The following is a 25,746-nucleotide window of genomic DNA, read 5'->3' as shown; positions in this document are numbered from 1 at the left end:
TTGTTGCTGTTATCCCTTCACGATCCGGCGGCAGTGCTCCCACGCCGCGCCAATCAGGTTCTCGCTCGCCTCCGGCGTGCGGAAGGCGGAATGCGCCGACAGCGTCACATTCGGCAATTTTGTCAGCGGATGGCCGCCGGGCAGCGGCTCGATGTTGAAGACGTCGAGGCCGGCATGCCGGATGTGGCCCGATTTCAGGGCATCGATCATGGCGGCTTCGTCCACGATCGCGGCGCGAGCGGTGTTGATGAGGATGACACCGCGTTTCATCGCAAAGATCTTCTCGCGCGTGATCATGCCGCGCGTCTCGTCACTGAGCAGCAGATGCAGCGACACGACGTCGCTCCTTGCCAGCACGGTATCGAGATCGGTGAATTCTACGCCAGGATGGCTCTTCGGCGAGCGGTTCCAGGCGATCACCTTCATGCCGCTGCCGGACGCAATGCGCGCCACTTCCGCGGCGATGCCGCCGAAGCCGATCAGCCCGAGCGTCTTGCCGGTGAGCTGCATACCGTCCTCGCGCAGCCAATTGCCGCCGCGCATCTCGCGATCCATCATCGCGATGACGCGGGCCGAGGCCCACATCAGCGCGATCGCGGATTCCGCCACCGCCGTGTCGCCGTAGCCCTTGATCAGATGCACGGAGATGCCGAGCTCGGCCAGTTCCTCCGGGTTCATGTAGCTGCGCGCGCCGGTGCCCAGGAACACGACGTGCTTGAGGCCGGTGCACTTCTTTGCGACGTCGGTCGGAAGCGAAGTGTGATCAATGATCGCGATTTCGGCGCCGTCGAGAATCTCCGGATATTGCTCCGGCTTGATATCAGGATTCCTGTGGATCCGCACTTTGGGATCGCCGGGCTTCTCCAGCCGCTCCATGATCACCGCCAGCGTTTCATTGGCGTCGACGAAAACTCCGCGCATGGTTCTCTCCGGTCAGGACGCGACGCCGGCGATCGCCAGCACGGTGTGCATGAGCACGTTGGTCCCCGCGGCACAGTCCGCTTGCGTGGCATCCTCCAATTCGTTGTGGCTGATGCCGTCCTTGCAGGGCACGAACACCATAGCCGCCGGCATGACGGTGTTGAGGTTGCAGGCGTCGTGGCCAGCCCCGGAGGTGATGCGGCGAGAGGAATAGCCGAGCATCTTCGCCGCGTTCTCGACCGTCGCAATCAGCTTGGGATCGAAATGCGTCGGCGGCTTGCGCCAGACCAGGTCGACCTTGACCTCGACCTTGCGGCGCGCAGCGATCTCGGCAATCGCGGCGCGCAAATCGCGATCGAGCGCGTCCATAATGGCGCCATCCGCGCTGCGGCAATCCATGGTGAAGGCGATCTCGCCGGGAATGACGTTGCGCGAGGGATTTGCGATCACGGCCTCGCCGATGGTGCCGACCGCGTTCGGACCATGTTTCTTCGCAATCGCCTCCATCGCCAGCACGATCTCCGACAGTGTCGCCAGCGCGTCGCGCCGCAGCGGCATCGGTGTCGAGCCTGCATGGCTCTCGAAGCCGGAAATCTTGCCGTCGTACCACAGCACGCCCTGGCCGGAATCGACCACGCCGATGGTCTTGCCTTCGGCCTCCAGGATCGGGCCCTGCTCGATGTGCAATTCGACGAAGCAGCGGAGCTTCTGGAAACCGACCGGCTTGTCGCCGCGATAACCGATGCCGTCGAGCGCCTGCCTGACGGTCATGCCTTCAGCGTCCTTGCGCGACAAAATGTCATCGGTGGTGAAATCGCCGACATAGGCGCCAGACGCCATCATCGCCGGTGCGAAGCGCGAGCCTTCCTCGTTGGTCCAGTTGACGATGCAGATCGGCGCTTCCGTCTCAATGCCGGCATCGTTCAGCGTGCGGATCACTTCCAGTGCGCCGAGCGTACCCAAAATGCCGTCATACTTGCCGCCGGTCGGCTGGGTGTCGAGATGCGAGCCGATGCCGACGGGCGGCTTTGTCATGTCGCGCCCCTTGCGCAGGCCGAACATCGAGCCGAGCGCATCGACATGCACCTCCAGGCCCGCGTCTTCGCAGGCCTTGCGGAACCAATCGCGGACCTGCTTGTCCTCGGAGCTGAGCGTCAGCCGCCGCACGCCACCCTTGGCCGTCGCGCCGAACTGCGCGGTCTCGTGGATGGAGCCCCAGAGGCGGACGGGATCGATCTGCAGGTTGGTGGCGGCTCGGCTCATGCGGTCAGTCTCTCAATTGTCCGGCGCCTTTTTCAATGACGCGCCAGCGCGGGCGCGTCAACCGCGAGGCTGCTCTGCGCAATCTGCCGCGCCAGCTCCGCGACGCGCTCGATAGCCACGACGTCGGGCGAGGCGAGCCAGCTCGCGGTGAAGGTCAGCGGCGCGATCGCGAGATCGGTGTCGAGCAGTTGCAGCCTCCCGTCGGCGAGTTCGTTCTCGACGATGGCGTCGGGGATCACGGCGATGCCGAGCCCTTCGACCGCCATGTGGATGACCGTGGCCAGCGAGGCGGAGGCATGCAGTCGGATTGGCGGCAGCTCGGGCCGGTCGAACACCTCGCGCACGACCTCGTAAGGCTTGGTCTTGCGCGGGAAGGTAATGATCGGAAATCGCGCGAGCTCCGCCGGCGTCACCGGCCCCTTGCCGAGGCCGAGCGAGGGGCTGGCGAGGAAACCGATCGGATAATCGGCGAGCACGCGGTTGTGCACGCCGGAAGCGGACAGCGGTCCCACGACGAACGCCAGCTCAATCTCCTGTGCGAGCAGACGCGCGGTGAGGTTCGGCGTGATGTCGACCTCGATCTCCAGCGACAGGTTCGGATAGACCTCGTTCATGCTCTTCACCAGGCGGGGCAGCCAAGTGTGCACGATGGTCTCGGCGACGCCGAGTCGCATCACGCCGCGCATCGCCGAACGGTCGCCGATCTCCGCCATCATCGCGGCGCGCAGCCCGATCAGCTTCTCCGCATAGACCATCATCTGCCGGCCGCTCGGGGTCGGCGAGGCCACGCGATGATCGCGGTTGAGGAGCTTTACGCCCATCTCGCGCTCGAGCTGGGCGATGCGCTGGGAGATCGCCGGCTGGGTCGTGTTGAGCCGTTGCGCGGCGCCCCGAAAGCTGCCGAGCTTCACAACCCAGAGAAATGTCTCGATCGATCTGAAGTCCAGCATTGGAAGGATCTTCCCATTCGATAAAGAAAATTTATCGAGTTTGATTAGAAACGACGATTAGACTTTATAGCATGCTTGGTGTTGGCTTGTCTTTGTCGAGTTTATAGGCAGGTCGATCCCATGACTGTTTTGGTGGCAGCGCAGCAAACTGAAACGCCCGACACGCTCCCGAGCCGCAAGGCGCGGCTTGCCTATCGCGAAGGGCAGGTCGCCTCCACCGCCGGCGTTGCGCCCGGCTTCGTCCAGGGCAATCTGGCAATCCTCCCGGCGGAATGTGCCAGCGCCTTTCACCGCTTCTGCCAGCTCAATCCGAAGCCGTGCCCGATCATCGGCATGTCCGACGTCGGCAGCCCGCACATCCCCTCGCTCGGCGTCGATCTCGACATCCGCACCGACGTGCCGCGCTACCGCGTCTGGCGTGACGGCGAGATCGTCGACGAGCCGACCGACGTGAAGAGCTACTGGCGCGACGATCTCGTGACCTTCGTGCTTGGCTGCTCCTTCTCGTTCGAAGAGGCGCTGCTCGAGGAGGGAATGCCGATCCGTCACATCGAACAGAACGTGCGCGTGCCGATGTACCGCACCAACATCGCTTGCGGCGAGGCTGGCCCCTTTGCCGGCCCGATGGTGGTGTCGATGCGTCCGTTCAAGCCGGCGGACGTGATCCGCGCGGTGCAGATCACCTCGCGATATCCCGCCGTGCACGGTGCGCCGGTGCATCTCGGCCATCCGCATCTGATCGGCATCAAGGACATTGCCAAGCCTGACTACGGTGATCCCGTTCCGGTCGCCGATGACGAGATCCCGGTGTTCTGGGCTTGCGGCGTGACGCCGCAATCGGTGATCAATGCCGCCAAACTGCCGTTCGCGATCACGCATTCGCCCGGCCTGATGCTGGTGACGGATCTCAAGAACAGGACCATGGCCGTGATTTAATGGGCAGCGTATGCTGCTTGTTCAGGCTTTACCGCATCCATCAATCACTTCATTCGATCAGTCGAAATTCAGTACAGGGAACTTTGCCATGACGATCTCTCGCCGCGACGTGTTGTTAGGAGCTACCGCTACGGCCGCGCTGGTGCCGCTGGCAGCGCGCGCACAGACCTCGGAAGTCGTGATCGGCGTGATCTATCCGTTCTCCGGCGGCAGCGCGCAGCAGGGCGTCGATGCGCAGAAGGCCTATGAAACCGCGCTCGAAGTCATCAACAAGGACACCGATTTCGACCTGCCGCTGGCGAAAGGTGAAGGCCTGCCGGGCCTCGGCGGCGCCAAGGTCCGCCTCGTGTTCGCCGACCACCAGGCCGATCCGCAGAAGGGGCGTGCCGAGGCCGAGCGCCTGATCACGCAGGAAAAGGTCGCCGCCATCATCGGCACCTATCAGAGCGCGGTCGCCGTCACTGTCAGCCAGATCTGCGAGCGCTACCAGATCCCGTTCGTCTCCGCCGACAATTCCTCGCCGAGCCTGCATCGCCGCGGCTTGAAATATTACTTCCGTGCCGCGCCGCATGACGAGATGTACTCGGCCGCGATGTTCGACTTCTTCGATGCCATGAAGAAGAAGGGCACCAAGATCGAGACGCTTTCGCTGTTCCACGAGGACACCATCTTCGGCACCGACTCCGGCAACGCCCAGGCCAAGATCGCCGGCGAGCGCGGCTACAAAATCGTCACCGACATCAAGTACCGTGCCAACTCGCCCTCGCTCTCGGCCGAGGTGCAGCAGCTCAAGACCGCCAATGCCGACGTGCTGATGCCGTCGAGCTACACCACCGACGGCATCCTCTTGGTCAAGACCATGGCCGAGCTCGGTTACAAGCCGAACGCGATCGTGGCGCAGGATGCCGGCTTCTCCGAGAAGGCGCTTTATGATGCCGTCGGCGACAAAGTCGAAGGCGTGATCTCGCGCGGCACCTTCTCGCTCGACCTCGCGCAGAAGCGCCCGATGGTCGGCAAGATCAACGAGATGTTCAAGGCGAAGTCGGGCAAGGACTTCAACGACCTCACCTCGCGCCAGTTCATGGGCCTGATCATCCTCGCCGATGCCATCAGCCGCGCCAAGTCGACCGACGGCGAGAAGATTCGCGATGCGCTGGCGGCGACCGACATCCCGGGCGAGCAGACCATCATGCCCTGGAAGCGGGTCAAGTTCGACGAGATGGGCCAGAACAACGACGCCGACCCGGTGCTGCTGCAATATGTTGGCGGCAAGTTCGTCACCATCTTCCCGCCGCAGGCCGCGATCGCCGAGGCGATCTGGCCGATGAAGTAAGACGCTGCTGAAGCAGGACAGAAGATCGAGGTCGTCGTGAATGCCTCGTCATTGCGAGGAGCGTAGCGACGAAGCAATCCAGACTGCCTCGGCGGTGAGATTCTGGATTGCTTCGCTTCGCTCGCAATGACGGAGCAAACGATGACGTTTCGAACGGGGGATCAGAGGTGACAGCCCAAGCCATTATCCAAAGTCTCGCGAGCGGCCTGCTCATGGGCCTGCTCTATGGACTGATCGCGGTCGGCCTCGCGCTGATCTTCGGCCTGATGGACGTCGTGAACTTCGCTCATGGCGAGTTCCTGATGATCGCGATGTATGTGAGCTTCTTCCTGTTCGCGTTCTTCGCCATCGATCCCCTTTTGTCGGCGCCGCTGGTCGCCGCGGCGCTGTTCGTGTTCGGAGCGGTGGTCTATCTATTGATTGTCCGCTTCGCCATGCGGGCCAAAGCCAATGCCGGCATGGTGCAGATCTTCTCCACCTTCGGCCTTGCCATCGTGATGCGCGGCCTGGCGCAGTTCTTCTTCACGCCGGATTATCGCAGCATTCCGCAGTCTTGGCTCGGCGGCAAGACCATCTCGGTCGCCGGCATCTTCCTGCCGGAGCCGCAGCTGATCGGCGCGCTGGTCTCGATTCTCGCTTTCGCCGGACTCTATTTCTTCATCAATCGGACCGATTTCGGCCGCGCGCTGGAAGCGACGCGTGAGGATCCCGGCGCGGTGGCTCTCGTCGGCATCGACAAGAACCGCGTGTTTGCGCTGGGCTGGGGCCTTGGCGCCGCGCTGGTCGGTCTTGCCGGCGCCATCATGGCGGTGTTCTTCTACATCTACCCCGATGTCGGCGCGTCCTTCGCGCTGATCGCCTATGTTACGGTGGCGCTGGGCGGCTTCGGCAGCGTGTTTGGGGCCTTTGCCGGCGGGATCATTGTCGGCCTCGTGGAGGCCGTCACCGCCTTGGTGCTGCCGCCCTCGCTGAAGTCGGTCGGCATCTACGCCGTCTACCTGCTCGTCGTCTTCATCCGGCCGCGTGGCCTGTTCGGGTCGATGTGATGGACAATAAATTTGCCGCGCGGCGCCGCCGCGACCTCATCATTGCCGCAGTATTGGCCGGGCTCGCAGCGCTGGCGCCGTTGCTCGTCAAGGACGTCTACGTTCAGAACATCCTCATCCTGACCTTGATGTATGCGGCGCTGTCGCAGAGTTGGAACATCCTCTCCGGCTATTGCGGACAGATCTCGCTGGGACACGCGCTCTATTTCGGCATCGGCGCCTACACCACCGAACTCTTGTTCACCAAGTTCGGCGTGCTGCCCTGGTTCGGCATGCTCGGCGGCGGCGTGATTGCCGCCCTGATCGCGATGGGGCTCGGCTATCCCTTCTTTCGCCTGCGCGGCCATTACTTCGTGATCGCGACCATCGTCATTGCCGAGATCGGCCTGTTGCTGTTCCAGAACTGGGAGTGGGCGGGAGCGGCGATGGGGATCACCATTCCGATCCGCGGCGACAGCTGGCTGAAATTCCAGTTTCTGCGCACCAAACTGCCATACTTTTATTTCGCGCTGGCATTGTGCTGCCTCGCCTGGTTCGTCACCTGGTGGCTGGAGGACTCCAAATGGGGCTTTTGGTGGCGCGCGGTGAAGGACAACCCGGAGGCGGCCGAAAGCCTCGGCGTCGTCGTGTTCAACTCCAAGATGGGCGCGGCAGCCGTCTCCGCCTTCCTCGTCGCCATCGGCGGCGCATTCTATGCGCAGTTCCTTGCCTATATCGATCCTGAGAGCGTGATGGGCTTCCAGTTCTCGCTGCTGATGGCACTGCCGGCCGTGCTCGGTGGCATCGGTACCCTCTGGGGGCCGGTGTTGGGGGCCGCCATCCTGATCCCGATGACGGAGCTGACGCGCTCCTATATCGGCGGTTCCGGGCGCGGCGTCGACCTCATCGTCTACGGCACCCTGATCGTGCTGATCTCGCTGGCGTTGCCGCAGGGTCTGGTGAGCCTGCTCTCACGTACCAAGGCGAAGGGGGCCACACGATGACCGCGCTCCTCGAAACCCGTGGCGTCTGGCAGCGTTTTGGCGGGCTCGTCGCCAACAGCGATGTCTCGATCTCGGTCGGCCGCGGCGAGATCGTCGGCCTGATCGGCCCGAACGGCGCCGGCAAGTCGACGCTGTTCAATCTCATCGCGGGGGTGCTGCCGCCGACGCAAGGCTCGATCTGGTTCGACGGCGAGGATGTTACCCGCATGCCGGCGGCCGAGCGCTGCCAGCGCGGCATCGGGCGCACCTTCCAGGTGGTCAAGAGCTTTGAGACCATGACGGTCATCGACAACGTCATCGTCGGCGCCTTGGTTCGCAACACCGTGATGCGTGAGGCGCGCCGCAAGGCGCATGAGGTGCTCGAATTCACCGGCCTTGCCGCGCGCGCCGATGTGCTCGCAAGCGACCTCGTGCCGGCCGAGAAGCGCCGCCTCGAAGTCGCGCGTGCGCTGGCAACCGAGCCAAAGCTGCTGCTGCTCGACGAAGTCCTCACCGGCCTCACGCCGACCGAGGCGCAGACTGGCGTCGCCTTGGTGCGCAAGGTGCGCGATGCCGGCATCACCGTGCTGATGGTCGAGCACGTCATGGAGATCGTGATGCCTTTGGTCGATCGCGCCATCGTGCTCGACCTCGGCAAGGTGCTGGTCGAAGGCAAGCCTGCTGAGGTCGTCCGCGATCCCAAGGTGATCAGCGCATATCTGGGAGATCGTCATGCTGTCGGTGCGTGAAGTCACGACCGCCTACCAGGGCCTGGTCGCGATCTCCGCGGTCTCGATCGAGGTTCAGAAGGGCGAGATCGTCTGCGTTGCCGGTGCCAATGGCGCGGGCAAGTCGACGCTGCTCAAGTCCATTGCCGGCGCCGAGCGGCCGCGTTCGGGCACGGTGACATTCGACGGCAAGCGTCTCGATGGCATGGCGCAGCATCACATCACGGCCACCGGCATTGCCTATGTGCCCGAGAACCGCCGCTTGTTCCCCCGTCTGTCGGTGCGCGACAATCTGCGCCTCGGCAGCTATCTCTATCGCGGCGAGGCGAACCGTGAGGAGCCGCTCGATCTCGTCTTCCAGCTTTTCCCGCGTCTGGCCGAACGCCTGGAGCAGCGCGCCGAGACGCTCTCCGGTGGCGAACAGCAGATGCTCGCGATCGGCCGCGCTCTGATGACGCGTCCGCGGCTGTTGATGCTGGACGAGCCTTCGCAGGGTATCATGCCGAAGCTGGTCGACGAGATCTTTCAGGCCGTGAAGCGCATCCGCGATGCCGGCATGACCGTGCTGATCGTCGAGCAGCGCATGGCCGAGTGCCTCGAGATCGCCGATCGCGCCTACATCCTGCAAACCGGCCGCGTGCTGATGCAGGGTGCGGCCGCGGAGATCAAAGGCAATCCGGCCGTCCGCAAGGCGTATCTGGGGCTGTAACTGTGGCGTGTGCGGCATTCACGCTCCGCACACTCGGTGTCATCGCCCGCGAAGGCGGGCGATCCAGTATTCCAGAGGCGTCAGTGAAATACGGACAAGCCGCGGCGTACTGGATTCCCCGCCTTCGCGGGGAATGACAGCGCTGGGTGAGGCGGCGTTAGGGCGCCGATGACCGCACGACACTAATGCCCATCCCTATGCTCCGGCAGCGTCACTCCAAACACCTTCACCAGATCCGTCACCTGATCCGGCGAGAGGTATCGTGGGTTCATCCCGCGCAGCAACAGATACAGCTTCGCCGTCTCCTCCAGCTCCTCGGTCGCAAACACGGCCGCTTCCAGCGTGTCGCCGGCGACGACCGGGCCGTGATTGGCGAGCAGCACCGATGAATATTTCCCCGCCAGCCCTTTGATCGCATCCGCGACCGCACGATCGCCAGGGCGATAATACGGCACGAGCGCGGTGGCGCCGCATTTCATTAGATAATAGGCCGTCATCGGCGGCAGCGCGGCGCGCGGGTCGATGTCGGGCAGCATCGAGAGCGCAACCGAATGGGTCGAGTGCAGGTGCACGATCGCGCGCGCGCTCCCGCGCGTGTCGTAGAGCGCAGTGTGCAGCGGAACTTCCTTGGTCGGCGCATCGCCCGAAACCAGCCGGCCCTGATCGTCGAGCCGCGACAGCCGCGCCGGATCGAGGAAGCCAAGCGAGGCGTTGGTCGGCGTCACCAGCCAACCGCCGCCGTCCAGCCTGACGCTGATATTGCCGGAGGAGCCCGGCGTCAGCCCGCGCTCGAACAGCGACCGCCCGAAGCGGCAGATATCCTCGCGCAGCCGTGTCTCGTTGCTCATGGCCGTCATGCCTGCTTGTCTCACGCTTTGGCAGCGCGGCCAAGCCGTGTTATCGGTTCGCCGAGCCGCCGCAAAGGGCGGCGGTCCGGGAAACGTTCGCAAGGGTCAGTTGCATGTCCGCCTCCACGTCACAAAATCAGCGCATCGTCGTGATCGGGCTCGGCTCGATGGGCTTTGGCATGGCGACCTCGCTGAAACGCGCCGGCCATGCCGTCACCGGGTGCGACGTCTCCGACGATGCCGTCGCGCGTTTCGTGGAGGACGGCGGCGCGGGCGCCAAGACGCCGGCTGACGCTGCCAAGGACGCCGACATCGTCGTCAGCGTCGTGGTCAACGCTGCCCAGACCGAAGCCATCCTGTTCGGCAAGGATGGCGCCGCCGAGACCATGCCGAAGGGCAGCGTCTTCATATCCTCGGCCACCATGGACCCGGATGTCGCGCGGCGTCTTGCCAAGCAGTTTGAGGCGACCGGCCGGCATTATCTGGATGCGCCGATCTCCGGTGGGGCGCAGCGCGCCGCGCAAGGCGAGCTGACCATCCTCGCGTCCGGTAGCTCCACCGCTTTTGCCAAGGCGCGTCCAGCTCTCGATGCCATGGCCGCAAAGGTCTATGAGCTCGGTGACGCCGCAGGGCAGGGCGCCGCGTTCAAGATGATCAACCAGCTCCTCGCTGGCGTGCACATTGCCGCCGCCAGCGAAGCGATGGCGTTCGCGGCCAAGCAGGGCCTCGACATTCGCAAAGTCTATGAGGTGATCACAGCCTCCGCCGGCAATTCCTGGATGTTCGAGAACCGGATGCCGCACGTGCTCGATGGCGACTACACGCCGCGCAGCGCGGTCGAGATCTTCGTCAAAGACCTCGGCATCATCCAGGACATGGCGCGCAGCGCCAGATTCCCGGTGCCGGTCTCCGCCGCCGCGCTCCAGATGTTTCTGATGACGTCAGCCGCGGGCATGGGCCGTGACGACGACGCTTCGGTGGCGCGGATGTATGCGCAGGTCACCGGCGTCAAGCTGCCCGGCGACAAGTAGAGCTGAGAGGATTCCGATGCCCCGTTTTGCCGCCAATCTCTCGATGATGTTCACCGAGGTGCCGTTCCTCGACCGCTTCGATGCCGCCGCGCAAGCGGGCTTCACCGCAGTCGAGTTTCTCTTTCCCTATGAGCATCCGGCCGAGGCGGTCGGCGAGCGGCTCAAGCGCAACGGTCTGACCCAGGCGCTGTTCAACCTGCCGCCGGGCGACTGGAATGCCGGCGACAAGGGTTTTGCCGCGTTACCGGCGCGGTTCTCCGATCTGAAGGCGAGCCTGGGGAGGGCATTGCCGTACGCCCAGGCGACTGGCGTCAAGCGCCTGCACCTGATGGCCGGCATCGCCAATCGGGGCGAGCGCGTCGCGATCGAGGCCTTCTACAAATCGGTGACGTGGGCCGCGGAGTTCTTCGCGCCGCACGGCATCGATATCGTGATCGAACCGATCAATGCACGCAACGTGCCCGGCTACTTCCTCAACGATTTCGGCTTCGCCCGCGACCTGATCCAGGAGTTGAGGCTGCCGAACCTAAAACTCCAGTTCGACATCTATCACTGCCAGATCATCCACGGCGACGTCACCATGCGGCTGCGCGAGATGATGCCGATCATCGGCCACATCCAGATCGCCAGCATCCCCTCGCGCAACGAGCCTGACGGCGAGGAGCTGAACTATCCGTTCCTGTTCACTGAGCTCGACCGGCTCGGCTATGCCGGCTTCGTCGGCTGCGAATACAATCCGCGCGGCAAGACAACGGATGGGCTCGCCTGGTTCGAGCCTTACGCGGGAGTGAAGCCGTGATACTTGCGTTGGGCTGCATCGCCGACGACTACACCGGCGCCTCCGACCTCGCCAATACGCTGACGCGAGCGGGCCTGCGTACCGTGCAGACGATCGGTGTGCCCGCGAACGATCTCGCGCTGCCCGAGGTCGACGCCGTCGTGGTGTCACTGAAGAGCCGTTCGATCGACGCCAGCGTTGCCGTGTCGCGCTCACGCGCGGCGGAGACATGGTTGCGCGGCCGCGGCGCGGGCCACGTGCTGTTCAAGATCTGTTCGACCTTCGATTCCACCGATGCCGGCAATATCGGGCCGGTGATGGACGCCTTGCGCGCCGAATGCGGCGAAAGCGCCGTGCTGGTGACGCCGGCCTTTCCGGAAACAGGACGCACCGTCTACCAGGGCAACCTCTTCGTCGGCGCCGTGCCGCTGAACGAGAGCCCGCTGAAGGACCATCCGCTCAACCCGATGCACGATTCCAACCTGGTGCGCGTCTTGGCGCGCCAGAGCAAGACGCAAATCGGCCTCGTCGATCTCGCCACAGTCTCGCGCGGTGCAGACGCCGTGCGGGCGCGCCTGGCCGAACTCGCGGACAAGGGCATCGGTGCCGCGATCATCGACGCCGTGTTCGACCGCGACCTCGAGACGATCGGCCTCGTCGCCGCCGAACATCGGCTCTCGGTCGGCGCCTCCGGCATCGGCCTTGGCCTCGCTCGTGCGCTGGTGTCGACAGGCAAGGTCAAGTCGACGGCGGCAGGCGGGACGGGCGCCGCGGTTGGCGGGCCGGCGGCCTGCCTTGCCGGAAGCTGCTCCCAGGCAACGCTTCAGCAGATCGCCAATGCCGAGCGTGTCATGCCGGTGTTACATCTTGATCCCGAGCAGATCGTCGCGGGGGGCGGCGAAGCGCAGCGGGCGCTGGCCTGGGCGAGACCGCGGCTGGCGGATGGCCCTGTCCTGATCGCCTCGAGCGCGACACCGGAAGCCGTTGCCGCCGTTCAGGCGCGTCACGGCCGCGATGCGGCCGGGCATGCCATCGAGCAGGCCATGGCCGACATTGCCGAAGGCCTGGTGCAGGCGGGCGTTCGGCGCTTGATCGTCGCGGGTGGCGAGACGTCAGGCTCCGTGGTCGACCGGTTGAGGATTCCCGGATTTCTCGTAGGAGTGGAAATCGCGGCGGGTGTCCCGGTGTTGCGCGCGGTCGGTGCAGAGACAGGCGAGATGCTGCTTGCGCTAAAGTCCGGAAATTTCGGTGGCCCGGAGTTTTTCACGGACGCGCTTAAGCTCATGCGCTGAGCGCAGAGCATTGTTAGCTGCCTGTTCATTTCTTTCGGCTTTCCGTACTCGTACGGAGTCGTAGTTAACATCTGCGCAGGTGCTCTGGTGTCGGATGTCGGTGCTGCTCCTTTTGTTTGATTCGTAGTTCCCGGACGCGCACCGGCCAGCACAAAGAGACCCAGTTCATGTTCGCCACTATTTCCATCCGCGCCAAGATCATCAGTGTCGTGGCATTCCTGCTGGTCGCAATGACCGGCATGGGTCTGCTCGCCGTCATGAAGATGCGGTCGATGAATGCCAACACCGTCGACATCACCACGAACTGGATGCCCAGCGTGCGCGTGCTGGGCGAACTGCGCGCCGGCGTGATCACCTATCGCAACGTGATCCGCGAGCACATGCTGTCCGAAACGTTGGAAGAGAAGCTGGCGGCGGAAAAAACGCTTGGGACCGTGATCGAGGCGAATACCAAGCTTCGGCAGTCGTATGAAGCCATGATCACGTCGCTTGAGGAACGGGCGCTCTACAGCGAGTGGTCCAAGCTGTGGGAAGACTACAAGAAGGGCACACAGGAGGTGATGGCCCTGTCGCGCAAGGAGGCCGGCAAGATTCCGCACGAAGCGCACGAGTTGAACAGCAAGACGGTCAACAAGATCGGGCTGCAGGCGGACGAGATTTTGAGGCGGGACATCGAGCTCAACACCAAGGGCGCGGATCAGGCCGCGCGAGACGCTGACGACAGCTATGATCATGCCTTCATGCTGGTCTCACTCATTCTCGGTGCGGCGGTCGTCATTGGTATCGGCGTCAGTTTTTATCTTGTTCGTGACGTCTCCCGGGGCATCAGCTCCATCACCGATCCCATGCAGGCGCTGGGCAAGGGTGACCTCAGTGCCGAAGTCCCGCATCGCGGCGAGAAGACCGAGATCGGCGCCATGGCCGATGTGCTCCAGGTCTTCAAGGAGGCGCTGATCGCCAAGAGGGCGGCGGACGAAGCTGCCGCGGCCGACGCCGAAGCCAAGATCGAGCGCGGCCGCCGCGTCGACAGCATCACCCGCGAATTCGAAACGATGATCGGCGAGATCGTCCAGACCGTCTCGTCGGCCTCGACCCAGCTCGAAGCCTCCGCCTCGACGCTGACCTCGACGGCCGACCGCTCGCAGCGGCTGGCGACCACAGTTGCCGGAGCTTCGGAGGAAGCCTCGACCAACGTGCAGTCGGTGGCCTCGGCGACCGAGGAGATGGCCTCGTCAGTCGGTGAGATCAGCCGTCAGGTGCAGGAATCGGCGCGGATGGCGGGCGACGCCGTCGGCCAGGCGCGCGCGACCACCGAGCGCGTCAGCGAACTGTCCAAAGCGGCGTCCCGCATCGGCGACGTCGTCGAGCTCATCAACACCATCGCCGGCCAGACCAATCTCTTGGCGCTGAACGCCACTATCGAGGCCGCGCGCGCCGGTGAAGCCGGCCGCGGCTTTGCGGTGGTCGCCTCCGAGGTGAAGGCGCTGGCCGAGCAGACAGCGAAGGCGACCGGCGAGATCGGCCAGCAGATATCCGGCATCCAGGCGGCGACGAACGATTCAGTCGGCGCCATCAAGGAGATCTCCTCGACCATCGAGCGCCTGTCGGAGATCTCGTCGGCGATCGCGGCGGCCGTGGAAGAGCAGGGCGCGGCAACCCAGGAGATCGCGCGCAACGTGCAGCAGGCGGCGCAGGGCACCCAGCAGGTCTCCGCCAACATCACCGACGTGCAGCGCGGCGCGACCGAGACCGGCACGGCCTCCTCGCAGGTGCTCTCGGCGGCGCAGATGCTGTCGAACGATTCGAACCGGCTGAAGAATGAAGTCGGCAAGTTCCTGTCCGACGTGCGCGCCGCCTGAGGCACGCGGCCGCATGGCTGCGATGTAGATTTCGCAGTGCGGTAGCAGGGAAGTGAATGCGCGAAGGCCGCCGGAGGTTAGCGTTTCCGGCGGCGCTCGGGTAAAGGGAGATGGGGGTCGCCCCGGGGGCGGATTTCCACATTCTTGCTTGACCTGGAATTGCCTGGCGCATGATTGCTCTGGTCCGTATTGCCCTGAGCCGGCCCTATACTTTCGTCGTGCTCGCGCTGCTGCTGCTGATCATTGGGCCGCTGGCGGCGCTGCGGACACCGACTGATATCTTCCCGGACATTCGCATTCCCGTGATCGGCGTGGTCTGGCAGTACACCGGCCTGCCGCCCGACCAGATGTCCGGCCGCATTACGACGCCGTTCCAGCGCGCGCTGACGACGACGGTCAACGATATCGAGCACATCACTGCCAATTCCTATAACGGTTTCGGCATCATCAAGATCTTCTTCCAGCCCAACGTCGATATCCGTACCGCGAACGCGCAAGTCACCGCCATCTCGCAGACGCTGCTCAAGCAGATGCCGCCTGGCGCGACGCCGCCCTTGATCCTGAACTACTCCGCCTCCACCGTTCCGATCATCCAGGTGGCGCTGTCGGGTGAAGGCCTCACCGAGCAGAACCTCGCCGATATCGGCATCAATCAGCTTCGCACGCCGCTGGTCACTGTGCCCGGGGGGGCGATCCCGTACCCGTTCGGCGGCAAGCAGCGCCAGGTTCAGATCGACCTCGATCCGACCGCGCTCCAGGCCCGCGGCCTCTCGGGCCAGGACGTTGCCAACGCGCTCGCCGCCCAGAACCTCATCACGCCGGTCGGCACCCAGAAGATCGGCCAGTTCGAATACAACATCCAGCTCAACAACTCGCCGCTCCGGATCGACGAGCTCGGCAATCTGCCGATCAGGACCGTCAACGGCGCGATGGTCTACGTCCGCGACGTCGCGAGCGTGCGCGATGGCAATCCGCCGCAGACCAACATCGTCCATGTCGACGGCAACCGCTCGGTGCTGATGATGGTGCTGAAGGCGGGCGCGACCTCGACACTCGATATCATCGCCGGCATCAAGCAGAAGGTCATCGAGGTCAAGGACCAGCTGCCCGACGCACTGAAGATCGGCTTCATCGGTGATCAATCGGTGTTCGTCCGCGGCGCGATCCAGGGCGTTGCCTTCGAAGGTGTGATCGCGGCGCTGCTCACCAGCGTCATGATCCTGTTGTTCCTCGGCAGCTGGCGCTCGACCATCATCATCGCGGTCTCCATCCCGCTGTCGGTGCTGGGTGCCATCATCATGCTGTCGGCGATCGGCGAGACGCTGAACATCATGACACTCGGCGGCCTTGCGCTCGCCGTCGGCATTCTCGTCGACGACGCGACGGTCACGATCGAGAACATCAATTACCATCTGGAGCAGGGCAAGCCGGTCGAACAGTCGATCCTCGATGGTGCCAACCAGATCGTGACGCCGGCCTTTGTGTCGCTGCTCTGCATCTGCATCGTGTTCGTGCCGATGTTCTTCCTCACCGGCGTCGCGCGCTTCCTGTTCGTGCCGATGGCCGAAGCCGTGATGTTCGCGATGATCTGGTCGTTCATCCTGTCGCGCACGCTGGTGCCGACCATGGCGAACTACCTGCTGCATGCGCATGTCCATCACGAGGGCGGGCCGCCGAAGTCGCGCAATCCCTTCGTCTGGTTCCAGCGCGGCTTCGAGGCGCGGTTCGAGCGCATTCGCAGCTTCTATCGTGGTTTGCTCGGCCTCGCGTTGGTGCAGCGTGCGGTGTTCGTGATCGGCTTCCTCTGCGTGGTCGGCGCGTCCTTTGCCCTGGTGCCGTTCCTCGGGCGCAACTTCTTCCCCGCGGTCGATGCCGGCAACATCCTGATGCATGTCCGCATCCAGGTCGGCACCCGCGTCGAGGAGACCGCCAACCAGCTCGCCGACGTGCAGAAGGCGGTCCGCAAGTTGATCCCGGGCGAGATCGAGACCATGACCGACAACATCGGCATGCCGATCTCCGGCATCAACATGACCTACAACAACACCGGCGTGATCGGCCCGCAGGACGGCGACATCCAGATCAAGCTGAAAGAAGGCCATAAGCCGACCGAAGAGCATGTACGCGTGCTGCGTGAGCAGCTGCCGCGATTGTTCCCCGGCGTCAGCTTCGCGTTCCTGCCCGCCGACATCGTCAGCCAGATCCTGAACTTTGGCGCGCCGGCGCCGATCGACCTCCAGATTCGCGGCGCCAATGTCAGCGCCAATTTCGTTTACGCCAATAATCTGCTGGCCAAGGTCCGCAAGATTCCCGGCGTTGCCGATGCGCGCATCCAGCAATCGCCAAACAATCCGACATTCAATATCGATGTTGATCGCACCCGCGCGCAATATGTCGGTCTGACGGAACGTGACGTCACCAACAGCCTCGTCGTCAATCTCGCCGGCTCCTCGCAGGTCGCGCCGACCTACTACCTCAACCCCGACAACGGCGTGTCGTACTCGATCGTGATGCAGACGCCGCAATACCAGATCGACTCGCTCAGCGCGCTTCAGACGCTGCCGATCACCGCGACCGGCAATGCGCAATCGCCGATCCTCGGCGGCATCGCCGACATCAAGCGCTCGACCTCGAGCGCGGTGGTCTCGCAGTACGACATTCAGTCGATGGTGCAGATCTTCGCGACCACGTCGGGCCGCGATCTCGGGGCGGTCGCCGCCGACATCCGTCAGCTGATCGCGGACACCGCAAAGGAGGTGCCGAAGGGCTCGTCCGTGGTGCTGCTCGGTCAGGTGCAGACCATGAACAGCGCCTTTACTGGTCTCCTGTTCGGCCTGCTTGGCGCCGTCGTGCTGATCTATTTCCTGATCGTCGTGAACTTCCAGTCCTGGTCCGATCCCTTCGTCATCATCACGGCGTTGCCGGCCGCGCTCGCGGGCATCGTCTGGATGCTGTTCATGACGGAGACCACGCTGTCGGTGCCGGCGCTCACCGGTGCCATCATGTGCATGGGCGTTGCCACCGCCAACAGCGTGCTCGTGATCTCCTTCGCGCGTGAACGCTACGAGGAGCTCGGCGATCCCGTCGCCGCTGCGCTGGAAGCCGGTTTCGTCCGATTCCGCCCCGTCCTGATGACCGCGCTCGCCATGATCATCGGCATGGCACCCATGGCCTTGGGCCTCGGCGAGGGCGGTGAGCAGAATGCGCCGCTCGGCCGCGCCGTGATCGGCGGCCTGATCTTTGCAACCTTCGCCACGCTGATGTTTGTTCCCGTGGTGTTCAGCATGGTACACAAGAAACAAGGCGCCAAAGCCGCCGCCCCATTGGAGACTGCGCATGTCGCCCACTGAGACCCGCTCCCCGGTGTCGCACCGGAAATTGGGCATCTTCGGCGTGGTGGCGCTGATTGCGGCAGGCCTCGTCGTGGGCACGGGCATCCGTGCCCGCGAGGAGCAGGGCTCCAAGCTGAAGGAATGGACCGATGATCAGGCCATTCCGAGCGTTGCGGTGACCCAGCCCAACGCCAAGGCCCTCAACGCCACCATCGATCTGCCGGGCCGGCTGGAGGCCTATTACCGCGCGCCGATCTTCGCGCGCGTGTCGGGTTACCTGAAGAGCTGGAGCGCCGATATCGGCGCCCGCGTCAAGGCAGGGCAGGTGATTGCCGAGATCGAGGCGCCAGACCTCGATCAGCAGCTCTTGCAGGCCCGCGCCGACCTCGCTAGCCAGCAGGCCAGCGCCAGGCTGTCCGAAGCGACGCTGAACCGCCGCAAGACGCTGGTCGCCTCGAACTTCGTCTCGGCACAGGAGATCGACGAGCGCACTGCCGATCTCTCCAACAAGAACGCTGCCGTGCATTCGGGCCAGGCCAACGTGGAGCGGCTCGAAGCGCTGGCCGGCTACAAGAAGATCACCGCGCCGTTCGACGGCGTCGTCACCGCCCGCGACACCGACGTCGGCGCGCTGATCAATGCCGGCGGCGGGGCGGGTCCGGCTATGTTCGTGGTTTCTGACATCACCAAGCTGCGTGTTTACGTCAACGTGCCCCAGAACTATGTGCCGGCGGTCAAGATCGGCGCCAAGGCCACCATCACGCTCCCGGAATATCCGAATCGGTCGTTCCAGGCGACCGTGGAAGCCTCCTCCCAGTCCGTCGACGTCGCCTCGGGCACCACGCGGATGCAGCTCGGGCTCGACAATTCCAGCGGCGAGCTGATGCCCGGCGGTTATGCCAGCGTGAAGCTCAACTTGCAGCGCGACTCCGCGCCGCTCAGCATCCCCGCCAGTGCGTTGATCTTCAACAGCAATGGCCTGCGCGTTGCGACGGTCAGCCCGGACGACAAGGTACAGTTCAAGACCGTGACCATCGCGCGCGACCTCGGCCGCGAGATCGAACTTGCTTCGGGCATTACAGCGGACGACCGCGTCATCACGGCACCGCCGGACGGCCTGTCGGATGGGGATGCGGTGCGCGTGGTTGGCGCCAAGGCCAAGCCGGCGACTGCGTCGGAGAAGCAGGCACCGAAGAGCTAGGGCGCCTCGTGCCCCGGACGCAGCGCAGCATGAAGTGATGCGCTGCTGAGCCGGCCTCGTCTCGCCTCAAAGCACCGTGTTTCTTGCCGGATCCCGGCTCTGCGGAGCGGCCTTGCATGCCGCACCGCGTCCGGGACACGAGAGCTACGTCACCCGCCACTCCGGCACGCCGTCGGCCGCCATCGTGACCTCGCCGACTGATCCCACCGGCGTGCGATCCATGTTGAGCAGATGTGTCAGCGTCGCCGTGTCGCTCGCTGGAATCCGCGCTAGCGTGCGGCGAGCGTCTGCCGTCCGCAACATCACCACGCCATGCTCGATCTCGCCGCCGCGGCCGTAGAGCACGGTAAAGCTCTCGACCTTGCCCTTGCCAGTTGCCTCCGCGACGAATTCCGGCACGGCCCGCTTGTTGCGGTCGGCTTCCGCCTGCACGCTCGTCTCCTGCACCAGCGCCTCGCGCGGTGGCGTTTTCGACACCACCAGCGCGTGGTGCTTGGTGACAAAGCCGCCCTGGCCGTAGAGCAGACCGAGCTTGGCGCCGTCGCGCACGCGCCGCACCATCGCGCAGGCCGCGTGCGTCATGTAGGTATTGAGCGGGGCGCCGAAGAAGGTGAGGCCGCCGGTCACGGTCGGCTGCACGTCGGCATCCAGGCCAAGCGTGCGCCGCGCCATCTTCGGGACGCACGGGAAGCAGCTGTAGAGCTCGATGGCGTCGAACCTCTTGCCGTCGCCGCCTGCGAGATCCATCACGGCCTTCAGAACCGCGTTCTGCGGATGGCTCTCGTAGAACTGGTCGCGCAGGAGATAGTCGCGCGGCTCCTCCGCCGAGGCGCCGCCGAGCGGATAGACCAGCTTGCCCTCGGCAATGCCCGCCGTACGCGCCTTGGCAACGCTCGTCAGCAGCAGCGCGCCGCCCATGTTGACGCTGGGATTGGCGACCATGAGCTTATTGTAAGGCCATGCGATCAGGCGGTTGTCCGCGGTCGGCGTCGTGATTTCGTCAGGCGCATAGCGCCGCTTCAGCCAGGCATTGGGATTTTGCGCCGCGGCTTCGGAGTAGCGCGACCATAGTGTCCCGGATTCCGCCATCGCCTCGCGCGGCGTCTGGCCCCAATGAGCGGACGAAGCCGCCTCATAGAACGGATAGACGGTGACGGGGCGGAACACGCCGAGTCTCACTGCCAGCGGTTTCTGGAACGCTGCCCCGCGCTTGGGCTCCTCGACGTCGTGCGCGAATGGTGTCCATGGCAGCTTTGTCCCGGCGCGCTCAGCCTTGGTCGCGGTCGATTGCGCCTCGGCGCCGCAGATGGCCGCCACGGTGCATTCGCCCCGCGCGATGCGCTTCGCAGCCTCGTGGATATAGCGGATCGGGCTCTCGCCGCCGACCGGGCCGTAGTAACAATGCGAAGGCGAGATGCCGAGCCGCTGTGCCAGCAGCGCTTCCGGATCGCGATAGCGCCAGCTCAGAAAGTTCACGACGTCAAGCGACTGCACCTCGCCCAGCAGCTTTGCGCCGGCGTCTGCTTCCGCGCGCCGCAGCGCCTGTTCGAGCAGATCGAGCGGCTCGAGGCCATCAGTGATCTCCCTGGGACGGTCGACAATCTCGCCGACGCCGACGATGACGGGGATGCGGTCTGGGGAAACAGTCGTCATTGTTCTTGCTTCTTCACTCTCTGAGATCTCCGACCTCATCCTGAGGAGCCTGCGAAGCAGGCGTCTCGAAGGATAGGCCACGGGCGCTCATGGTTCGAGACGGCGCTTGCGCGCCTCCTCAGCATGAGGGTCCATCATTCCGCCACCAGCGCATTCATGTGCTCGACGGCCTCCGCAAACTCTTGCTTGAACTCCTGCACCACGGCGCCGGCCGACTTCACGCTGTCGATCAGCCCGACGCCCTGGCCGACGAAATAGCTGACGAGATCACGCGCCTTGGCATTGCCGCTCGCCGCCGCGCGGTCGATGGAGTTGAAGGCGTCGCGACTGATGATGCTCTGGAGCGGCATCGGCAGCGCGCCCGGGCTCTCCGGCGCGCGGTCCCAGGCATCGGTCCAGACCGAGCGGAGCTGTCGCGCCGGCTTGCCGGTACGGCCCTTCGAGCGCACCGCGTCGCGTGAGGACGCCGCGATCATCTTCTCGCGAAAAATCTCCGTGGTCTCGGCCTCGACGGTCGCAAGCCACACCGATCCGGTCCAGGCGCCGGCCGCGCCCATCGCCATGCAGGCCGCCATCTGCCGGCCCGTCATGATGCCGCCGGCGGCCAGCACCGGCACCTCGCGGATCGGCTTGATCGCCTTAATCACCTCCGGCACCAGCACCATGGTCGAGACCTCGCCGCAATGGCCGCCGGCTTCCGTGCCCTGCACCACGAGAATGTCGACGCCGGCTGCGACCTGGCGCAGCGCGTGCTCCTTGGCGCCGACAAGCGCAGCAACGGGCACGCCGTGGGTCTTGCCCATCTCGATCATGGCCTTCGGCGGCACGCCGAGTGCATTGGCGATGAGCCGGATCGGATGGCGGAACGAAACTTCGAGCAGCTCCAGCGCCGTCTTGGCGTCGAACGGCTGCGGCTGGTCGGCGGCGACCTCAGTGGTCGTCAGTTCAATGTCGTACTTCTTCAGGAGATCGCGCGCGTAGTTGCGGTGCTCTTGCGGCACGCGCGTTTCCAGGCTCTTCCAGGTGACGTTCTTCTCGCCCGCGGTGGAGATGTTTTCGGGGATCAGCACGTCGATGCCGTAGGGCTTGCCATCGACGTGATCGTCGATCCATCTCAGCTCGCGTTCGAGCGTATCAGGCGTGTGCACGGTGGCACCTAACACGCCAAAGCCGCCGGCGCGGCTGACGGCCGCAATGACGTCGCGGCAATGGCTGAAGGCGAGCAGCGGGAACTCGATCCCCAGCATGTCGCAAATTGGCGATTTCATGGCTCTCTCCCGGCGGTCTTCGCGTTCTCGTTGCTGTCGCGGCGAAGCAAAGCGACGCTAGCGGATCGTCGCTGGCGATGCCATGCCGGATTCGACGGCGCATCTTGCGTGGACACGCCGCGCGATGCTCCACTCGCAGGCTAACTCCTGGTGCATGGAGGGCTTCGGGATGGAGTCCGAAGCGCCGGCGCAGGCGGCAGCCAGGCGAGGTCGCATGACGCCAGCCTGAGGCCCGCGCCGGGCGCAGATCGAGCAGCCCTTGTCATCTGCCATTTGCGGGCTAATTAATGCAGGCGCATCTTTCCGCCGGAGCCTCTCGCATGACCGATACCCCTGCCTACGTGCCGCCCAAAGTCTGGACCTGGAACAAGGAAAATGGCGGGCAGTTCGCCAACATCAACCGCCCGATCGCCGGCCCCACCCACGACAAGGAGCTACCGGTCGGCCGCCATCCGCTCCAGCTCTATTCGTTGGCGACGCCGAACGGGGTGAAGGTGACGGTGATGCTGGAAGAGTTGCTGGCGCTCGGCCATAAGGGCGCCGAATACGACGCCTGGTTGATCAGGATCGGCAACGGTGACCAGTTCGGCAGCGGTTTTGTCGACATCAATCCGAACTCCAAGATCCCGGCGCTGATGGACCGCTCCGGGCCCGAGCCGATCCGGGTGTTCGAGTCCGGCTCGATCCTGTTCTACCTCGCCGAGAAGTTCGGCGCCTTCCTGCCGAAGGACGTCAAGACCCGCACTGAGGCGATGTCCTGGCTGTTCTGGCAGATGGGCAGCGCGCCCTATCTCGGCGGCGGCTTCGGCCATTTCTACGCCTACGCGCCGACCAAGATCGAATACGCCATCGATCGCTTCGCGATGGAGACCAAGCGCCAGCTCGATGTGCTCGACCGGCGGCTCGCCGACAACGAATATCTCGCGGGCAGCGAGTACACCATCGCCGATATGGCGGTGTGGCCCTGGTACGGCGCCCTCGCCAAGGGCTTGGTCTATGGCGCCGGCGAATTCCTCTCGGTGCAGGACTACAAGAACGTGCAGCGCTGGACCGATCAGATCGCCAAGCGCCCGGCCGTGAAGCGCGGCCGCATGGTCAATCGTGTCTCCGGCGATCCCGCCAGCCAGCTCCACGAGCGCCACGACGCGAGCGATTTCGAGACCAAGACGCAGGACAAGCTCTCGCCGGCGATGTAGCGCTTCTTCACCTCTCCCCGCCTGCGGGGAGAGGTCGGATCGCTCTTGCGATCCGGGTGAGGGGGAGTCTCCGCGAGAAGGTGCAGCGTCGACTCCTCTCATCGCGAGCGGCAGGCGCGATCGCATATGACTTTTGGCGGCGTCCGAGCGCGCGCCTCGTCCTTCGAGACGACCGCTTCGCGGTCTCCTCAGGATGAGGCTAAGCGGCACTTGCCCGTTGAAGCTGCTGCCGCGCACTCGGTCCTTCATCCTGAGGGCCCGCCAACGGCGGGCGTCTCGAAGGATGGCCACAAAGAAGGGCTCTCCCAAATGCGACTACCCTGCCGCAAGCGAGGGAGGGAACAGAGAGTGCGGATCACGCCATGCTCAGCTCGTGGCGTCCCACCACCATCCAGTGCACCTCGTCCGGACCGTCCGCAAAGCGGAGGTGACGCACGTCCTGATACATCTCGGCCAGCGGCGTCCAGTGCGAGATGCCGGTGGCGCCGTGCATCTGGATAGCCTGGTCGATGATCTTGCAGGCGCGCTCCGGCACCATGGCCTTGACCATGGAGACCCAGACGCGGGCCTCCTTGTTGCCGAGCACGTCCATCGCCTTCGCGGCCTTCAGCACCATCAGCCGCATCGCCTCGATCTCGCAGCGGGCCTGCGCGATGATTTGCATGTTGCCGCCGAGATGGGCGATCTTCTTGCCGAAGGCTTCGCGGGTGAGGCCGCGCTGCACCATGAGGTCGAGCGCCTTCTCGGCCTTGCCGATGGTGCGCATGCAGTGATGGATGCGGCCGGGGCCAAGGCGGAGCTGCGAGATCTCGAAGCCGCGGCCCTCGCCGAGCAGGATGTTCTCCTTGGGCACCCGGACATTATTGAAGCGCATATGCATGTGGCCGCGCGGAGCGTGGTCCTGGCCGAACACGTACATCGGCCCGAGCACCTCGACGCCGGGCGTATCGCGCGGCACGAGGATCTGCGACTGCTGCTTGCTCGGTGCCGCATCCGGATTGGTCTTCACCATCACGATGAGGATCTTGCAGCGGGGGTCCCCTAAGCCTGAGATGTAGTACTTCTCGCCGTTGATGACCCATTCGTCGCCGACGAGTTTGGCCGTGGTCGAGATGTTCTTTGCGTCGGAGGAGGCGACGTTCGGCTCGGTCATGACGTAAGCCGAGCGGATCTCGCCGTTGAGCAGCGGCTTCAGCCATTTCTCCTTCTGCTCCTTGGTGCCGACGCGCTCCAGAACTTCCATGTTGCCGGTGTCGGGCGCCGAGCAATTCATGGTTTCGGATGCCAGCGGGCTCTTGCCGAGCTCGGAGGCGATATAGGCGTAGTCGAGATTCTTCAGGCCCTGGCCGGTCTCGTCATCGGGCAGGAAGAAGTTCCAGAGGCCTTCCTGCTTGGCCTTGTTCTTGGCCTTCTCGAGCACCTCGAGCTGCTTCGGCGTAAAGCTCCAGCGATCCTCCTTGTTCTCGCCGGCCTTGGCAAACTCGATCGACATCGGCTCGACGGTGTCGCGGATGAACTTCTTGACGTGGTCGTAGAGCGGGCGGACCTGGTCCGACATGCGCAAGTCGTTGAGCTCGTCGCCGGGATTGAGGGTGTAGTTGGTGGTGCGGGGAATGTAGGTGTGCTTTGTCATTGTTCCTCCCGGAGCGCTAGGATTCCGCTGAGCGCAAGAATAGTCGCAGCGCCGCCAAAGTGCGAGCGCGCATTTTTCACGCAGAGCCATGCCACGCGATGGAATATCGCCAAGGCGTTTGAAATGTTGTTTGAATGGTGATGAGGTTTCGCTGCGCTCGCGACAACCTCCGCTGTCATCGCCCGATTCAATCGGGCGATCCAGTATTCCAGAGACGACGGTGATTGAACCGAAAAGCCGCGGCGTACCGGATGCCCCGGTCCCGGCTCCGCTAATAGGCTACGCCGGGCCTACAAGCGCTCTCGGCCGGCGAAGCTTCAGCGGAGACGGCAAGCCGGGGCATGGCCCAGACCTAGTTCGGCATCCGATGCATCGCGCAGATCTTGTTGCCGTCGAGGTCGCGCAAATAAGCGAGATAGAGCTTGCCGCCTGGGCCCTGGCGGACACCGGGCGGATCCTCAATCGAGGTCGCACCGGCCGCGACTCCGGCCGCGTGCCAAGCCTCGACCTGCTCCGGCGAATTGCAGGCAAAGCCGATCGTGCCGCCATTCGCGCAGGTCGCCGGTTCGCCGTTGATCGGCTTCGACACCGAGAACACACCGGTCTTGGTGATGTAGAAGATGCGATGGCCGTCGACCCTGGCCGGCCGCACCTCGAGCGTGCCGAGCAGCTTGTCGTAGAACGCCTTGGCCTTGTCGAGATCGTTGGTGCCGATCATCACGTGCGAGAACATTTGCCCATTCCCTCCGAGTTTGGAGCCCGGATGGAGCGCAGCGAAATCCGGGTCTGTTTGCTTTTGGCTGTCCC

Annotated in this window: 21 protein-coding genes; 13 read left to right on the top strand and 8 right to left on the bottom strand. The window is 64.4% G+C overall.

Annotated elements, in window-relative coordinates:
• Positions 1-9: 9 nt before the first annotated feature.
• From IVA91_RS01550 to IVA91_RS01540, 3 genes are read right to left on the bottom strand one after another with little or no spacing between them, the layout of a single operon-like run.
• The gene (locus IVA91_RS01550; RefSeq protein ID WP_247279799.1) at positions 10-921 is read right to left on the bottom strand and encodes an NAD(P)-dependent oxidoreductase; all 912 of its coding nucleotides are present in this window, start codon (positions 919-921) and stop codon (positions 10-12) included.
• Between the two features lie 12 nt (positions 922-933).
• On the bottom strand, positions 934-2,184 hold the full coding sequence (locus IVA91_RS01545) for a Zn-dependent hydrolase (RefSeq protein WP_247279798.1): 1,251 nt from the start codon (positions 2,182-2,184) through the stop codon (positions 934-936).
• 32 nt (positions 2,185-2,216) lie between these two features.
• Entirely contained in the window at positions 2,217-3,134 is a 918-nt protein-coding gene (locus IVA91_RS01540) for a LysR family transcriptional regulator (RefSeq protein WP_247279797.1), read from the bottom strand.
• Between the two features lie 120 nt (positions 3,135-3,254).
• Between IVA91_RS01540 and IVA91_RS01535 the strand changes: the two genes are divergently transcribed.
• The 6 genes from IVA91_RS01535 (at position 3,255) to IVA91_RS01510 (ending at position 8,848) form a co-directional block, all read left to right on the top strand.
• The gene (locus IVA91_RS01535) at positions 3,255-4,070 is read left to right on the top strand and encodes a putative hydro-lyase (protein ID WP_247279796.1); all 816 of its coding nucleotides are present in this window, start codon (positions 3,255-3,257) and stop codon (positions 4,068-4,070) included.
• Positions 4,071-4,158: 88 nt separating this feature from the next.
• Entirely contained in the window at positions 4,159-5,403 is a 1,245-nt protein-coding gene (locus tag IVA91_RS01530) for an ABC transporter substrate-binding protein (RefSeq protein ID WP_247279795.1), read from the top strand.
• 167 nt (positions 5,404-5,570) lie between these two features.
• A complete protein-coding gene (locus IVA91_RS01525; protein WP_346015458.1) occupies positions 5,571-6,449 on the top strand; it encodes a branched-chain amino acid ABC transporter permease in 879 nt (292 codons plus the stop codon).
• Positions 6,449-7,432, top strand: a complete 984-nt coding sequence (locus tag IVA91_RS01520) for a branched-chain amino acid ABC transporter permease (RefSeq protein WP_247279794.1) — start codon at positions 6,449-6,451, stop codon at positions 7,430-7,432. Before IVA91_RS01525 ends, IVA91_RS01520 begins: the two co-directional genes overlap by 1 nt.
• Positions 7,429-8,160 (top strand): ABC transporter ATP-binding protein, encoded by a 732-nt coding sequence (locus IVA91_RS01515; RefSeq protein WP_247279793.1) that lies wholly within the window; start codon positions 7,429-7,431, stop codon positions 8,158-8,160. Before IVA91_RS01520 ends, IVA91_RS01515 begins: the two co-directional genes overlap by 4 nt.
• Positions 8,144-8,848 carry an ABC transporter ATP-binding protein gene (locus tag IVA91_RS01510; RefSeq protein ID WP_247420781.1) on the top strand — a complete coding sequence of 235 codons (705 nt, stop codon included), beginning with the start codon at positions 8,144-8,146 and terminating at the stop codon, positions 8,846-8,848. Before IVA91_RS01515 ends, IVA91_RS01510 begins: the two co-directional genes overlap by 17 nt.
• A 182-nt stretch (positions 8,849-9,030) precedes the next feature.
• Here IVA91_RS01510 and IVA91_RS01505 read toward each other — a convergent pair whose 3' ends face one another.
• Positions 9,031-9,705: an aldolase gene (locus IVA91_RS01505; RefSeq protein WP_247279791.1), complete on the bottom strand. Its 675-nt coding sequence runs from the start codon at positions 9,703-9,705 to the stop codon at positions 9,031-9,033.
• Positions 9,706-9,809: 104 nt separating this feature from the next.
• On the opposite strand from IVA91_RS01505, the gene ltnD reads away from it, so the two are divergent.
• The 6 genes from ltnD to IVA91_RS01475 all read left to right on the top strand — a co-directional run bounded on the left by ltnD (position 9,810) and on the right by IVA91_RS01475 (position 19,189).
• The gene (gene ltnD, locus IVA91_RS01500) at positions 9,810-10,727 is read left to right on the top strand and encodes an L-threonate dehydrogenase (protein WP_247279790.1); all 918 of its coding nucleotides are present in this window, start codon (positions 9,810-9,812) and stop codon (positions 10,725-10,727) included.
• 16 nt (positions 10,728-10,743) lie between these two features.
• Positions 10,744-11,526 (top strand): 2-oxo-tetronate isomerase, encoded by a 783-nt coding sequence (gene otnI, locus IVA91_RS01495; protein ID WP_247279789.1) that lies wholly within the window; start codon positions 10,744-10,746, stop codon positions 11,524-11,526.
• Positions 11,523-12,797, top strand: coding sequence for a 3-oxo-tetronate kinase (gene otnK / locus IVA91_RS01490; protein WP_247279788.1), 1,275 nt, complete (start codon positions 11,523-11,525; stop codon positions 12,795-12,797). Before otnI ends, otnK begins: the two co-directional genes overlap by 4 nt.
• A 167-nt stretch (positions 12,798-12,964) precedes the next feature.
• Complete coding sequence (locus IVA91_RS01485) at positions 12,965-14,656, top strand: methyl-accepting chemotaxis protein (protein ID WP_247279787.1); 1,692 nt, start codon at positions 12,965-12,967, stop codon at positions 14,654-14,656.
• A gap of 170 nt (positions 14,657-14,826) precedes the next feature.
• Positions 14,827-18,006 carry an efflux RND transporter permease subunit gene (locus tag IVA91_RS01480; protein ID WP_247279786.1) on the top strand — a complete coding sequence of 1,060 codons (3,180 nt, stop codon included), beginning with the start codon at positions 14,827-14,829 and terminating at the stop codon, positions 18,004-18,006.
• Positions 17,993-19,189, top strand: a complete 1,197-nt coding sequence (locus tag IVA91_RS01475; RefSeq protein WP_247279785.1) for an efflux RND transporter periplasmic adaptor subunit — start codon at positions 17,993-17,995, stop codon at positions 19,187-19,189. The genes IVA91_RS01480 and IVA91_RS01475 overlap by 14 nt, the downstream gene beginning before the upstream one ends.
• A gap of 144 nt (positions 19,190-19,333) precedes the next feature.
• Here the strand turns inward: IVA91_RS01475 and IVA91_RS01470 are convergent, their stop codons facing one another.
• Together IVA91_RS01470 and IVA91_RS01465 are read right to left on the bottom strand one after the other, a co-directional pair.
• Entirely contained in the window at positions 19,334-20,842 is a 1,509-nt protein-coding gene (locus tag IVA91_RS01470) for an acetyl-CoA acetyltransferase (RefSeq protein ID WP_247279784.1), read from the bottom strand.
• A 134-nt stretch (positions 20,843-20,976) separates the two neighbouring features.
• A complete protein-coding gene (locus tag IVA91_RS01465; RefSeq protein WP_247279783.1) occupies positions 20,977-22,110 on the bottom strand; it encodes a nitronate monooxygenase in 1,134 nt (377 codons plus the stop codon).
• A 320-nt stretch (positions 22,111-22,430) separates the two neighbouring features.
• Here IVA91_RS01465 and yghU point away from each other — a divergent pair, with 320 nt between their 5' ends.
• The gene (yghU, locus tag IVA91_RS01460; protein WP_247279782.1) at positions 22,431-23,306 is read left to right on the top strand and encodes a glutathione-dependent disulfide-bond oxidoreductase; all 876 of its coding nucleotides are present in this window, start codon (positions 22,431-22,433) and stop codon (positions 23,304-23,306) included.
• Between the two features lie 355 nt (positions 23,307-23,661).
• On the opposite strand, the gene IVA91_RS01455 is transcribed toward yghU, so the two are convergent.
• Positions 23,662-24,939, bottom strand: a complete 1,278-nt coding sequence (locus IVA91_RS01455) for an acyl-CoA dehydrogenase family protein (RefSeq protein ID WP_247279781.1) — start codon at positions 24,937-24,939, stop codon at positions 23,662-23,664.
• A gap of 352 nt (positions 24,940-25,291) precedes the next feature.
• The gene (locus tag IVA91_RS01450; RefSeq protein ID WP_247279780.1) at positions 25,292-25,672 is read right to left on the bottom strand and encodes a VOC family protein; all 381 of its coding nucleotides are present in this window, start codon (positions 25,670-25,672) and stop codon (positions 25,292-25,294) included.
• Positions 25,673-25,746 lie beyond the last annotated feature (74 nt).

Origin of the sequence: Bradyrhizobium sp. 153 (assembly GCF_023073835.1) — a bacterium.
Lineage (GTDB): Bacteria > Pseudomonadota > Alphaproteobacteria > Rhizobiales > Xanthobacteraceae > Bradyrhizobium.
The sequence above is the reverse complement of the archived record's forward strand: the minus strand, read 5'-3'. Positions and strand labels throughout refer to the sequence as shown.